Below are 13,702 nucleotides of genomic sequence, written 5' to 3'. Positions count from 1 at the left end.
AACCCTTTATTCTCAACAGATTTTGACCGGGGACACCAATGTCTAATCAAGCACAAGCCGAAAAGATTTCCGCCGGAAACGGTTTTATCGCCGCGCTGGACCAATCCGGTGGCTCCACACCCAAGGCGCTCCGCCTCTACGGCGTTGAAGAAACCGCCTACAGCTCGGACGCGGAAATGTTCGACATGATCCACGCCATGCGCTCCCGTATTGCGCAGGCCCCTGCCTTCACCGGCGACAAAGTGGTCGGCGCGATCCTCTTTGAAATGACCATGGACCGCGACATCGACGGCCAGCCCTCCCCGACCTTCCTCTGGGAGAAGCGCGGCGTTGTGCCATTCCTGAAAGTCGACAAAGGCCTCGCAGATGAGGAAAACGGCTGTCAGGTGATGAAGCCGATGCCAGAGCTTGACGCGCTTTGCGAACGTGCGGCCGCCAAAGGCGTGTTTGGCACCAAGATGCGCTCCGTGATCTCTGCCGCCAATGAGGCCGGCATCAAGGCGGTTGTGTCCCAGCAATTCGAAGTGGGCAAACAGATCCTCGGCCACGGCCTCGTGCCGATCATCGAGCCAGAGGTGACCATCTCTATCGCTGACAAATCCGAAGCCGAAGACATCCTGCTCGGCGCGCTGACAGCAGAGCTCGACGCCCTGCCAGAAGACAAGCAGGTCATGCTGAAGCTCACCTTGCCCAACACGGCCAACCAGTACAAAACCCTGGTGGACCACCCGCGCGTGATGAAAGTGGTTGCGCTCTCCGGTGGCTACAGCCGCGAAGAAGCCAACGCACGCCTGTCTGAGAACACCGGCATGATCGCAAGCTTCTCCCGCGCCCTGACCGAAGGCCTCTCTGCCCAGCAGACCGAAGAAGAGTTCAACGGCACCATCGCGGACTCTATCGAGACCATCTATCAGGCCTCCATCGCAGGCTAAGGGCCGCAGGCCTATCAAACATCCAAGGCGCTCCTCATTGGGGCGCCTTTTTTCATGCCGCCTCTTCCCAGCCGCGATTCTGCGGGGTGCAGCGCACTCTCAGCGCCCTAAGAGACCCTTTGCGCAACGCGCGTTGTGTCCACGATCAGCGCCGCCACAAACCGCCGAAAAATCGCACCTACGCGATACCGTAGGGATACCGACGTGATACCGAACATTGAATTTTCGCCGATTCCGCAAAATCCGCCAAAAATTAACGTCCCCCGTTTCAAAGTAAAAATTCTTCGATATTTTTGAGGTGCAAAAATCGATGCGCGTTAATATACTGTTTTTTAACTAAATTTGAGTAACGTGCGCCGCGTTTGGCCGATACTAACCCCTGATGTTTTATGCTGCCAAACGTTGTCATCCCGCCCACAGAGGTATAAAAACAACGCCTTGCGGCAATTTTTTCCGACATTGTCTTAAGAGTTTCACAGCAAGAATCACCTAAGCTACATTGGTCCAAAGACGCCGCAAAAGGCGCATTAGAGGCAAAAATGACAGGTACATCCCCCCGCCCAGCTCTTGGTGCTGTTGTGTTTTTTGGTTTGGCGTTTGCGCTGGCGATCTACTTTACCTTTGCCGCCGTGCAGGGCGACTACGGCTTGTTCCGCCGTGTCGAAATCCTCGCGGAGAAGCAACAGCTTGAGGCCGAGCTTGCCCTCGCTCAGGCGGAGGTTGCTTATATGGAAAACCTCACCCGCCGCCTGTCAGACAGCTATCTGGATCTGGACCTTCTGGACCAACAGGTGCGTGACGTACTGGGCATGATCCGCGCCGACGAAGTGGTGATCCGCTGAACGCCGCGCCAGCAGAGTGAACTGAAAAAGCTTCCGCAAATCTCTCTGGTTTCAACAACTTAGTCCAGCACTCCGCTGCTCAAGAATACGGCTCCCGGCCCCGCCGCACAGCTTCCTGAAAACCAAACGCTTTTTTCGCTCGCCACCGCTTCGGGCTTCCGCTACCATTTTCCCAAGTATGGTTTAAAGTTAAACCATTTAGCACTTGGGAGGAACCACGATGGCGGCGAAACGTGCGGCGAAAAAGCCCAACGTCTCGGGTGAAGAGCTCACACAATATTATCGCGACATGCTTCTGATCCGGCGCTTTGAGGAGAAAGCCGGTCAGCTTTACGGCATGGGTTTGATTGGCGGATTTTGCCACCTCTACATCGGTCAGGAGGCCGTTGTGGTGGGGCTGGAGGCCGCCACAGAGGAAGGCGACAAACGCATCACCTCCTACCGCGATCACGGCCACATGCTGGCCTGTGGCATGGACGCCAATGGCGTGATGGCCGAACTCACCGGGCGTGAGGGCGGCTATTCCAAAGGCAAAGGTGGCTCCATGCATATGTTTTCCAAAGAAAAACACTTCTACGGCGGCCATGGCATCGTCGGCGCACAGGTGCCGCTTGGCGCAGGCCTCGCTTTTGCCGACAAATACAAAGACAACGGCCGCGTGACCTTCACCTACTTCGGGGACGGCGCCGCCAACCAGGGCCAGGTCTATGAGACCTTCAACATGGCCGCCCTCTGGGATCTGCCCGTGGTCTTTGTGATTGAAAACAACCAATACGCCATGGGCACCGCTCAGGCGCGCTCCACCTCATCGCACGACATTTACAAACGCGGCGAAGCCTTTGGCATTCCAGGGGAAATGGTTGATGGTATGGATGTGCTGGCGGTGAAAGACGCGGGCGAACGTGCGATCAAACACTGCCGCTCCGGCAAAGGGCCTTACATCCTTGAGGTGAAGACCTACCGCTATCGCGGCCACTCCATGTCTGACCCCGCCAAATACCGCACCCGAGAAGAGGTGCAGAAGATGCGCGAGGAGCGCGATCCCATTGAAAACGTGCGTCAAATGCTGCTGACCGGCAATCACGCCAGCGAGGATGATCTGAAGGCGATCGACAAAGAGATCAAAGCCATCGTCAACGCCTCCGCTGATTTTGCCAAAGAGAGCCCGCTGCCTGATGAGGCCGAGCTCAGGACAGACATTTACGCCTAAGCCCCGGACGAGAGGACATTTATCATGGCTACTGAAATTCTCATGCCAGCCCTGTCGCCCACGATGGAAGAGGGCACCTTGGCCAAATGGCTGGTCAAGGAAGGCGACACCGTACAATCCGGCGACATCTTGGCCGAGATTGAAACCGACAAGGCCACCATGGAATTTGAAGCCGTTGACGAAGGCGTCATCGGCAAAATTCTGGTGGCTGAAGGCACCGAAGGTGTCGCGGTCAACACCGCCATCGCCATCCTCGCCGAAGACGGCGAAGACGTCAGTACACTGCAAGCCCCCGCAGCTCCTGCTGAGGCCGCTGCACCCGCAGTTGATGCCTCCTCAGAGGCCAGCAGCGCCGCACCTGCCACTGTCGCAGCGCCTGAGGCCCCCACGCCTGATCTGAGCCCCGATTGGCCCGAAGGCACCCCCATGAAGTCTCAGACCGTACGCGAGGCCCTGCGCGACGCCATGGCCGAAGAGATGCGCGCCGACGGCGATGTCTACCTCATGGGCGAAGAGGTGGCCGAATATCAGGGCGCCTATAAGGTCAGCCAGGGTCTGCTCGACGAGTTTGGCAGCAAACGGGTGATCGACACGCCGATCACCGAGCATGGATTTGCCGGTATCGCGGTCGGTGCCGCCTTTGGTGGGCTAAAACCGATTGTTGAATTCATGACATTCAACTTTGCCATGCAAGCCATTGACCAAATTATCAATTCAGCGGCCAAAACGCTCTATATGTCCGGCGGTCAGATGGGCGCGCCCATGGTGTTCCGTGGCCCCAACGGCGCAGCCGCCCGTGTTGGCGCGCAGCATAGCCAGGACTATGCCGCATGGTATGCGCAAATCCCGGGCTTGAAGGTGGCGATGCCTTATTCGGCCTCAGACGCCAAGGGCCTGCTGAAATCCGCCATACGCGATCCGAACCCGGTGATTTTCCTGGAAAACGAGATCATGTATGGCCGCAGCTTTGATGTGCCCGACATCGAGGACTTCACCATTCCTTTTGGCAAGGCCCGCATCTGGCGTGAAGGCTCTGATGTGACCATCGTGAGCTTCGGCATCGGCATGCAATATGCGCTTGAGGCGGCGGATAAGCTGGCTGAAGACGGCATTTCCGCAGAAGTCATCGACCTGCGCACCCTGCGCCCGATTGATTATGACACGGTCATTGCCTCGGTGATGAAAACCAACCGCTGCGTAACGGTTGAAGAAGGCTGGCCGGTTGGCTCCATCGGCAACCACCTCTCGGCCACCATCATGCAGCGCGCCTTTGATTATCTGGACGCCCCGGTGATCAACTGCACTGGCAAAGACGTGCCCATGCCTTACGCCGCAAACCTCGAAAAACTGGCGCTGACGACCACCGATGAGGTCATCGCGGCGGTAAAACAAGTGACTTATCGGTAATGATTCACTGGCGTAGCTTTATATTTGGGAGCCTAGTAGGTGGAGCAGCGATCGGTTGCTACACCCTGCTAAATACAGGCTACAAAGTTTTGGACCATGGTGTTTCGCTAACTTTCGCGTTTTCTGAGCAAGACACCTTGCGCAAAGAAAGTGATGTTTTGAAAGCAATGGCCGAACCGCATTGGTTGGGTCTTTCCAGAAGAAATGCCGTTGATCGTCTCAAGGAGCTAGAAGTTTTCGATTTCGAAAAAGGCGACCGTGAGATAGCAGCCGGTCCCGTTTTGTTAAGTCTAGAAGACGGCATAGTTGTTGGCATTCGTACTCATTGCGCTCGGAATGTAACCGAAGACTGCACGCTCAAGGGAGAGAGCTAATATGCCCATAGAAATCCTCATGCCCGCGCTTTCCCCTACGATGGAAGAAGGCACTTTGGCCAAATGGCTTGTGAAAGAGGGCGACACTGTCTCCTCCGGTGATTTGCTCGCGGAAATCGAGACCGACAAGGCCACAATGGAGTTTGAAGCCGTCGAAGACGGTGTAGTTGGCAAAATTCTGGTTCCGGAAGGCTCCGAAGGGGTCCAGGTCAACGCGGTTATCGCCATTTTGCTCGAAGATGGCGAAAGCGCGGACGATATTGGCGCCGCACCTGCCGCTGCTCCAGCTGCAGCGCCCGCCGAGGCACCCGAGGCCACTAAAACACCCGCTGCCAGCGCCCCTGCGCCTACCGCGCCGGTCAGTTCCGATGGCAACCGTATCTTTGCCTCCCCGCTCGCGCGCAGGATAGCGGCTGACAAGGGCATTGATTTGGCCACACTCACAGGCTCTGGCCCCCGCGGTCGGATCGTGAAAGCTGACGTGGAAGGGGCAAGCGTCGCACCAGCCGCAGCCAAAGCGCCGGCAAGTGTTTCAGCCGCCCCAGCTGCAAAAGCTGCTCCAATGGCCAGCGGCCCCGAAACGGATACCATCCTGCGCATGTATGCAGACCGCGACTTTGAAGAAGTCGCGCTTGATGGCATGCGCAAAACCATCGCTGCACGTTTGACAGAGGCCAAACAGTCAATTCCGCATTTCTATCTGCGGCGTGACATCAAACTGGACGCGCTTCTGGCCTTCCGCAGCCAATTGAACAAACAGTTGGTAAAACGCGGCGCAAAGCTCTCGGTCAATGATTTCATCATCAAAGCCTGTGCATTGGCCCTGCAAGAGGTGCCGGATGCCAATGCCGTCTGGGCCAGCGACCGGATTTTGAAGCTCAAACCCTCAGATGTGGCCGTTGCGGTCGCCATCGAAGGTGGCCTGTTCACCCCGGTGCTGAAAGACGCGGAAATGAAGTCATTGTCCGCCCTATCAGCCGAGATGAAAGACCTCGCCGCCCGTGCCCGAGACCGAAAACTGGCCCCGCATGAATTTCAGGGCGGCAGTTTTGCGATTTCCAACCTCGGCATGTTCGGCATCGACAACTTTGACGCGGTGATCAACCCGCCTCATGGCGCGATTTTAGCGGTCGGAGCCGGTGCGAAGAAACCGGTTGTTGATGAAGACGGACAAATCAACGTGGCCACGGTGATGTCTGTCACCCTGTCTGTCGACCACCGTGTGATCGACGGCGCTTTGGGCGCGCAACTGTTGCAGTCCATCGTCGACAATCTTGAAAATCCAATGGCAATGCTCGCCTGAGCGTCGCTTTTTGGGAGGTGAGATGGCGCTTTTGCCCCTCTCACCTTCGAATAAGCCCGTATTCCAGCGGAATAACGCTGAGAGCTGCCCTCATCACGCGGTTCTCCGCTGGGTCGACTTGTAAACCGGCACAAGTTTAAACATCTGATAAGACCCTCCCTATAACGTCGCTACGCATCACATGGGTTGGGCCAAGCGTCAGGAGAGACTTGTGTCAGAAACACGATTTTCAAGAGCCAAAGCGCCCCACAAGCGCGCGTCCAGAAGCGCCCTGCTGACTTCTGTGGCCGCCGCGGTTTCTATCGCAGGTGCAACGGCCGCCGCGCTGTCAGCATTCGTCCCACTGTCCAGCGCGTCCCCCTTTTGGTCGCATCTTTTGACATTGGGAACCTCTGGCGCAGCTATCGCCTCGGTCGCCTGCCTGATCGGCTTTACCTCGGCATACCGGATTTACGCCAAACGGAACCAAGAGCTGTCAGACCAGATCGCGGACCTCAACGATCAAATTTCGAAACTTCAAGCCGTTGTGGCGAAGGTCTCAACGGATCTAGAGGATACATATGAGAGCAGCGCGGCAATGATCGCAGAGCCAGCCCTTGCTGCGCACCAAGCTTTCAAATCGACCCGTTCCACACAGGTACAGTTTGGATCATTGGTGGATGCGTTTGAATTTGCGCCTTCCAACAGGGCTGCAAACGAAGTTCAAGAACAAAGCAGAGCGGCTTGATTTTACAAAAGAAATCACAAGCCGCTCTGACAATTCTCTCTAAGGTTAGACCTTGATCTTACCTTCTTCGGACAGCACCTGATCCATGCTGACCGCAGGCTGGTCGCACCCAGCCTCACCAACCACTTTCGCAGGAACACCCGCGACGGTTTTGCATGGCGGCACTTCCTGAAGCACCACAGAACCCGCTGCGATACGGCTGCAGTGGCCCACACGAATGTTGCCAAGCACCTTGGCACCTGCACCGATCAGAACGCCGTCACCAATCTTGGGATGGCGGTCTTCTTCCTCTTTGCCGGTCCCGCCCAGCGTCACCGAGTGCAGCATGGAGACATTGTCGCCCACCACTGCGGTTTCACCGATCACAATGGAATGGGCGTGGTCAATCATGATGCCTTTGCCGATCTTGGCAGCCGGATGGATGTCGATGCCAAAAATCTCGCTGGTGCGCATCTGGATGAAGTAGGACAGGTCATAGCGCCCCTGTTCCCAGAGCCAATGACCGATACGGTAGGCCTGCACCGCCTGATAGCCTTTGAAATACAGAATCGGTTGCAGCAAACGGTGGCAAGCCGGGTCACGCTCATAGATCGCCATAAGATCCGCACGCGCCGACGCTGCGAGGGCCGGATCAGCGGCAAAAGCTTCATCCGCAATCTCGCGCAGGATCACCATCGACATCTCGTTGGACGAGAGTTTCGCCGCAAAGCGATAGCTCAGAGCGCGTTCAATGGAGTGATGGTGCAATACACAAGCGTGTACCAAACCACCCATCAGAGGTTCTTCACGCACGGCCTCTTGGGCTTCACGCGTGATCTGCTGCCAAACCGGGTCCAGCTCGGTTACTTTTGGTTGCATCTCAGCCATGGTCACACCTTTCTGTCCCTGTCAGACTACACTAGGTAATCAACAAGCGCCAAATTCAAAGGTGTGAATGCACATAAAACCAAATGGAATGGAACACCTCATTTTCTCGTGATCGAGGCTAAACAGTGATTTGCGCTGCGCTGCCCACACCAAAAATGGCTGAGATCTGTGCCACCTCAATGCGCCCACCAGCGCCAATGCCGTCTGCCTGCTGATCCGCTTGAGAATACGTCCAGCTCGGTGTCTGCACCTGTTCCTCCCGTATCTGGACCTCTCCAACAAAGACTTTGATCAAGTAGGCTTCGTTCTCTTCTCCCAAAGGCACATCCAGCCCCTCCCAACTGTCTCCATCAAGTCGGGTACGTCTAATCCAACTTAGTTTGAGATCTCCCTCGGCATCCCTTTGCGCCTTGAGATGCACAGGGGCATAGGGTCGAAGGCCAATCCCCTCAAAAGCTTCCACGTAGTGGGTGTATGTCGGATCAAACAACGCGCGCTGCGCGGGGCCGATACGGTAGTTGCGCTCGGCTCCTCGGTATTGGCGCGGCAAATCAATCTGTGTCACCGCCGGAGACATGACCACAAGCCAACTTCCTTCCGGCCAGGATGCTGCAACATCGCCTTCCGTCCCAAGCTGCCCTCTGAGGCGACTTGACAACCTGTATCGTCGCTCCCCGACCAGCTCAGCGGTCTGGAACTGAAAAGCCTCCCAGCCCTTGGGGGTGCCATCGCCGATGTAGGCGAGATTACCGCCATTTAGCAGCTCAAGGCGCGGGAGGCTTTGAAGCGTACCTTGGATCATCTCCACCTCCAGCCCAGCGCTCCGGTCCCATAGTCCTGCATCAGCAGACAGTAGCGGCGATTTGGTAATCCCAATGAAGGCAGGCGCGTCCAGAAGCTGATTGAGCGCGTAGCCCTCGTCCGTATCACTGGAATAAACCGCCACACTGCCCGGCCACGGTTTGCCTGTGCAGGCAATATGGGGCGCATGGGGCACTTCGTCCCCCGTCATCAAAGGCACATCCAGAAAAAGTGACTGCACTGGTACCGGCGGCACAAACCCACTGCCCCTGGGCGGATCACTTACCGTCTCTGAGGGAACGTAGATCGAAGGCGCGATGCGTGCGCCTTCCAGAACCTGCGTCCCCTGCTGTGTCACGCGATCAAGTCGAAAGCTCTGTTGCTCCATGCCATCTTGGCCCAGCGCGACCACGTCCCCAGCCCCCAGCTCCATCCGGCTCGGGGGGAGAGCCAGCTTCACGCGATCTCTGGCAACACGCGCTTCAGCGAGCCATCTCTCAGCGGTCTGCCGTCCCTCACTGCGCGTCAAAACCTCCGTGACCTCGCTTTGCGCCACCGCAAAGGTGGCTTCATCATGCAAAATGGCTTCCTCTGAAGCCGCATCAAAGTCTCGCTCTGCCAAGGTGAAGTTCAAACGCACACGGCCCGCCATTTCCGCATCGGGCGCGCGGCTCAGCTCCCAATCCCCATCGATGTCACTCGAAAGCGCCAAATCATCTGTGTTCAACACTGTTTCGCCACGCAAGCCCCGCATCACGAAACACAGGACGCCATCGCGCTCCAGCGCATCAAATCCATGGCGCAACATCAAAGGCTGTAAAGCGGCGCGCCCATCTGCCACGTCACTCTGAACATAGCCACGCACGACGCCGTAGAGCTTCGAAACATCGTAGTGCTCAACGCCAGCAGCAATGCAGATTTCCTCAACAACTGACGCCAAGGTGCGGTTCGAAGCCCGCCCATTGAGCCAATGCCCCTTGGCGTAGTTCCCACCATCCGTCCAAATCTCCCGCTCATTGGGAAAGGCGGGAAACGGACGCGCATCCCAGGCCCAGGCAAACATGCGCTGGGTATCAACCATAGGCCCGCCATATGCCCCAGAGACCGGATTGTTGGCTGGCTGCTTCCAATACTCATGCAATGCCTGCATATAAGACTGCTGCATAAGGTCATCCCGCAACCCTCTGGAGTAAAAGGGCAAAGCGGATTCAGAGGATTTTTCGTCCAAAAACTTATTGGGCTGATTTGTACCCAAATCGATTGCCGCGCAGCCTATCTCCGTGAACCAGACAGGCTTAGAAGCTGGCACCCATGCTGTCTGAGTGGCCTGACGCTGGCCTCCGATACGTTCATGATGCGGGTTCGACCACCAGTTCCTGATGTCTTTGTAGCGATAGACCCAAGGTTCGCCAAAAGCGCCATCCTCGACCGGACTGCGGCTTTGCACATCCCGCGCCGCGCGCGACGGGTAATACCAGTCATACCCTTCCCCACCCGCAATCTGTGTCTTCAGATAAGAGAGATTGTGAACCGCATCCCAGGCCTCCCCATCACTATGGTCCGCCTCATAACGCCAATCTGACAGCGGCATATAGTTGTCGATCCCGATAAAATCGATCTCCGCATCCGCCCAGAGGGGATCTAGATGAAAATACACATCCCCGCTGCCATCCTGCGGGTGGTAGCCAAAATACTCTGACCAATCCGCCGCGTAGCCGATTTTGACGGATGGGCCGAGTAAGATACGCGCCTCCGCCGCTAACGCAATTAACTGACCAACAGCTGGAAATCCGTTGGCCCCTCTAATCTGGGTCAGGGCGCGCATTTCCGAGCCGATGCAAAAGGCGTCAACGCCCCCCGCCGCGGCACATAGCGCCGCATTGTGCAGTATAAACCGGCGATAAGACCACTCCTCCGGCCCACTGTAGCTCACGCCATGGCTCGACACCTGAAAGTCTGAAGCTTGCGCGGTGCCGAAGAACGCTGCGACCTCCGCATCCGCTGCGCTTGTGCCATCTGTCGTCCCAACCTGCCCCGGCGCTTTGGAAAGCGTGATACGCCCCCGCCACGGCAACACCGGCTGGTCTATGGCATCGCTCCATGGATCGTTGCGCCCATTGCCCTCCAGCTGCCCCATCAGAATGAACGGGGAAAACATCACGTCCAGCCCAGCGCTCTGCAAATGGCTTATCGCCTCAATCACCGCTGCATCCGCAGGCGTTCCCCCATAAACCGGTCGCCCCGCGACGCGCGCCACTTCCTGCGCCTGCGCCCGAGGAACGCCCGCCACAGTCCATGGCATCTTCTCGCCATCCACGTCACTCTGCTCGACCTTGGGCCTCAGCTCACACTCTGCCGCACGAAGGTCATTGCCAAACCAACTGACGATCAGCGATGTGGCCTTACAGTTTGGCAACTCCTCGGTCAGCGCTTCCACTGACGCGCAAAAATCCGACTTTCCCGCCGGAGTGTTTTCATTCGCCGCCCGCGTTTCACCGGTTTCGCTCTGTAAATAGACTTGTGACTTGGCCAAGGCGTACTCGCCTGTTCCCGGCATCAAGGCGACAGCCCGCACGGTCTCGGCATAATCAGAGGCATGTGACGGCACAAACCTTGGCGTCGGTCTCACAACCTCAAAGCTGAACTGCGGCACGCGATTGCCAAAGGGGGCCAGCTCAAGGTCTTCAATCACCACATAAGCGGTCCCGCGATAAGCCGGCACCATGCCAGCGCCTTCTACCGCTTCCATCTTGGGATCGGGCAGTTGATCGGCGCTGCCGCTGTGCACACGAAAGGTGAGATCATCTGGCGTGAGCTCAATACCATCCGCCCAGATCCGCCCCACGCGGGCAATCTCGCCCTCACACAGGGCGATCGCCAGAGACACCGAATAGCTGTAACTGCGCGTCTTGGGTTGGCTGGGGCGTCCCTTACCGCCGCTCGCCTCTGTCTCAGTGACGGTTTCCAGAAAACGTGTTGTCCAGATCACCTGCCCTGGCAGGCGCACCCGCCCAAAAACACGCGCCTGCGCTGCGCCTTCTGCAGATCCAGTCAGGCGAAAGCGCTCGACTTTGCCGGTTTCCACCACATCGGCCCCGCCGCCCAGCAGGCTCTGATCAATCAGCTTGCCAACTGTCGCGCCCGCAAAACGGCCAACCGCCGCCGTCGTGATCCCGGCAACCGTCCCACCAAGCGATCCTCCAACAGCCGCGCCTGCCGCAGCCAAAATCACCGTCGCCATGTGCTGCACTCCTTATTGGCTGCTGCCTCTGAAAGATCCGTCTCTGGCGCAGGAAACGCGAAACGCCCGACGATGCGGCGGCGCCATGGCAAGCTCAGCGCATTTTCCACCACTGCATGCCCGCCATAGGCATGGATCACGCTGGCCTCCGCCCCCACGCGCCCTGCGATGCCTAGATGCTTGGCCACAGCGCCCGATTTCATACGAAACAACAGCACATCTCCCGCAGCCTCCTCGGCGAGCGACTTGGGCAGCAAATAGGTTGCCGCCGCCTGCCAGAGCACTTCCTCATTGTGCGCTTCTGCCCAATCCTTTGTGTAAGGCGGCACCAAAGCGGCCTCTTGCCCGTAGAGCGTGCGCCACACGCCGCGAATAAGCCCCAGGCAATCCGTGCCTGCACCCATCAGGCTTGCCTGATGGCGATAGGGTGTCCCAATCCAGCGCCGGGCGATTTCCACCACCTGCGCTCCGTCTGCTGTGTTCATCGCAAACTGCCTCCGGTGTTGCTGCCACTCTTAGTGGGATAACTGGTGATCCAGTCTTCACCGGGAATGTCGGGAAACCCTTGAAAGTTCAGCCTGTTGCTAAATTTCCCCCCGCAGGTTAAAAACCGCTTGTCGCAGCCCGCAATCAGACGCAGCTGATCACCGGTAGCCAGCACAATCGGCATCGGCTCCCACAGCTCAACCACGCGCCAGCCACCCTCAAAGGTATCGCGTTTGATCAACCCCGTGAGCCCTTCTGCCGCCCCGCCGAGCACGCGCAGCAGACCATGTGTGAACCACCCCGGATCAAAACCCGACAGAGTGCTGAACCGAAACACGCTGCGGTCGCGCAGCTCTTCCACCACCGGGTCCGCCACCATCGCAGGGTCGGTCACATCCACCCCGCAGGACGCATCTCCCAAAACCGCGGTGCAGGCCCTCTGGTAGACCCGCCCACGCGGCATATTCAGCCGTTCTGACAATCCGCGCAGCTCAGCCACAAAAGCACCACCGGCCTGCCGCATCTCTCCGATGGAGCCGCGAAACAGCACGCTGCGCTCAGTGGGCATCGCCCAGTTCACCAGCCAACAGGTGATCTCCGCCCCATCCAAACGCCCCGCTGCGATATCCTCGGCGCGCACCGAAGCATCGCTGAGAACCCCAACGGCCTCACTGTTGTCCACAGCCAGCCCGGTGCCTTGCTCAAGCGCACTTGCCGTCAATCCCGTGGAGGCGCGGAAGACAAAGCCTTCAAAGCTCAGATCCTTATCATGATCCGTGAATCCCAGTCGAACACCGTCACTCCGCTCAATCCCCCAGGCCCGCGCAACCGTTGTGGCCCCGCTTTGAAGATGCGCTAACAGCTCGGTTTGAAACGCCATCAGACCCGCACCTCGACAATCGGCACATTGGGCACGTCTCCGGCCTTGAAACTCGCAACGCTGGTCTGGATCTGATCCGTGTCAAAACGCACCGGCACATCGAACTCGAACCCTGCAGTGACCTCAGCCCCGACAGCAGGAGAGGAGATCAATGTGATCTCGCCTGTCTCACTGTTAACTGTGAAGTCGTCACCTTCCACAAGCGCAGCACCGTCCACGCCGACCCGCACAGTGCCCGCTACCGGTTTGTGGATTGGCCGCGCATATCTCTGCGCGCCAGACACATAGGTTTTTGTGAGCTGAAACAGGCCATTGCTACCATCTCCTGATCCGATCACCTGATCATCAAACCGCACTTCCTGAGACACAGGACATGATTTGTAGTCCGACCAGTCTTTCCAACGAAACCCATTGAGCTGCCCCTGCCGCGCCTCAAAAAACGCAATCAACGTCCCCAAATCATCCACAGAACGCATCGCCAAGCCTGCATCATAGCTGCGCCGCGAATGCGCCCAAGGCGTGTTGCGCTCCTCAAATCCATTCACCAGTGTCACCACCTCCGTGCGACGCTGCGGCCCTCCCACTGAGCCAAAACTCAACGTCGTGGGAAATTGCACTTCGTGAAAACTCAT

12 protein-coding genes are annotated in these 13,702 nt (G+C 57.8%); 7 read left to right on the top strand and 5 right to left on the bottom strand.

Features of this window, described 5'->3' with window-relative positions:
* Positions 1–38 precede the first annotated feature (38 nt).
* From J7399_RS11550 to J7399_RS11520, 7 genes are all read left to right on the top strand, one after another.
* A complete protein-coding gene (locus J7399_RS11550; protein ID WP_209086316.1) occupies positions 39–932 on the top strand; it encodes a fructose bisphosphate aldolase in 894 nt (297 codons plus the stop codon).
* A gap of 539 nt (positions 933–1,471) precedes the next feature.
* Positions 1,472–1,774 carry a septum formation initiator family protein gene (locus J7399_RS11545; protein WP_209079000.1) on the top strand — a complete coding sequence of 101 codons (303 nt, stop codon included), beginning with the start codon at positions 1,472–1,474 and terminating at the stop codon, positions 1,772–1,774.
* Positions 1,775–1,994: 220 nt separating this feature from the next.
* Positions 1,995–2,984 (top strand): pyruvate dehydrogenase (acetyl-transferring) E1 component subunit alpha, encoded by a 990-nt coding sequence (pdhA, locus tag J7399_RS11540; RefSeq protein ID WP_209086314.1) that lies wholly within the window; start codon positions 1,995–1,997, stop codon positions 2,982–2,984.
* 24 nt (positions 2,985–3,008) lie between these two features.
* A complete protein-coding gene (locus tag J7399_RS11535; protein ID WP_209086311.1) occupies positions 3,009–4,391 on the top strand; it encodes a pyruvate dehydrogenase complex E1 component subunit beta in 1,383 nt (460 codons plus the stop codon).
* The gene (locus J7399_RS11530; RefSeq protein ID WP_209086309.1) at positions 4,391–4,765 is read left to right on the top strand and encodes a hypothetical protein; all 375 of its coding nucleotides are present in this window, start codon (positions 4,391–4,393) and stop codon (positions 4,763–4,765) included. Before J7399_RS11535 ends, J7399_RS11530 begins: the two co-directional genes overlap by 1 nt.
* Before the next feature lies 1 nt (position 4,766).
* Positions 4,767–6,068, top strand: coding sequence for a pyruvate dehydrogenase complex dihydrolipoamide acetyltransferase (locus J7399_RS11525; protein ID WP_209086307.1), 1,302 nt, complete (start codon positions 4,767–4,769; stop codon positions 6,066–6,068).
* A gap of 376 nt (positions 6,069–6,444) precedes the next feature.
* Positions 6,445–6,795, top strand: coding sequence for a hypothetical protein (locus J7399_RS11520; RefSeq protein WP_209086304.1), 351 nt, complete (start codon positions 6,445–6,447; stop codon positions 6,793–6,795).
* 45 nt (positions 6,796–6,840) lie between these two features.
* Here J7399_RS11520 and cysE read toward each other — a convergent pair whose 3' ends face one another.
* The 5 genes from cysE to J7399_RS11495 all read right to left on the bottom strand — a co-directional run bounded on the left by cysE (position 6,841) and on the right by J7399_RS11495 (position 13,702).
* Positions 6,841–7,662 (bottom strand): serine O-acetyltransferase, encoded by an 822-nt coding sequence (gene cysE, locus J7399_RS11515; protein ID WP_209086300.1) that lies wholly within the window; start codon positions 7,660–7,662, stop codon positions 6,841–6,843.
* A 118-nt stretch (positions 7,663–7,780) separates the two neighbouring features.
* Positions 7,781–11,704, bottom strand: a complete 3,924-nt coding sequence (locus J7399_RS11510; RefSeq protein WP_209086297.1) for a glycoside hydrolase/phage tail family protein — start codon at positions 11,702–11,704, stop codon at positions 7,781–7,783.
* Positions 11,692–12,189, bottom strand: coding sequence for a peptidase (locus J7399_RS11505; RefSeq protein ID WP_209086295.1), 498 nt, complete (start codon positions 12,187–12,189; stop codon positions 11,692–11,694). Before J7399_RS11505 ends, J7399_RS11510 begins: the two co-directional genes overlap by 13 nt.
* Complete coding sequence (locus J7399_RS11500; protein ID WP_209086292.1) at positions 12,186–13,070, bottom strand: DUF2163 domain-containing protein; 885 nt, start codon at positions 13,068–13,070, stop codon at positions 12,186–12,188. Before J7399_RS11500 ends, J7399_RS11505 begins: the two co-directional genes overlap by 4 nt.
* Positions 13,070–13,702: a DUF2460 domain-containing protein gene (locus J7399_RS11495; RefSeq protein ID WP_209086289.1), complete on the bottom strand. Its 633-nt coding sequence runs from the start codon at positions 13,700–13,702 to the stop codon at positions 13,070–13,072. Before J7399_RS11495 ends, J7399_RS11500 begins: the two co-directional genes overlap by 1 nt.

Source organism: Shimia sp. R9_1 (assembly GCF_017743775.1).
Lineage (GTDB): Bacteria > Pseudomonadota > Alphaproteobacteria > Rhodobacterales > Rhodobacteraceae > Shimia.
This window is presented reverse-complemented; position numbering and strand designations above follow the sequence as displayed.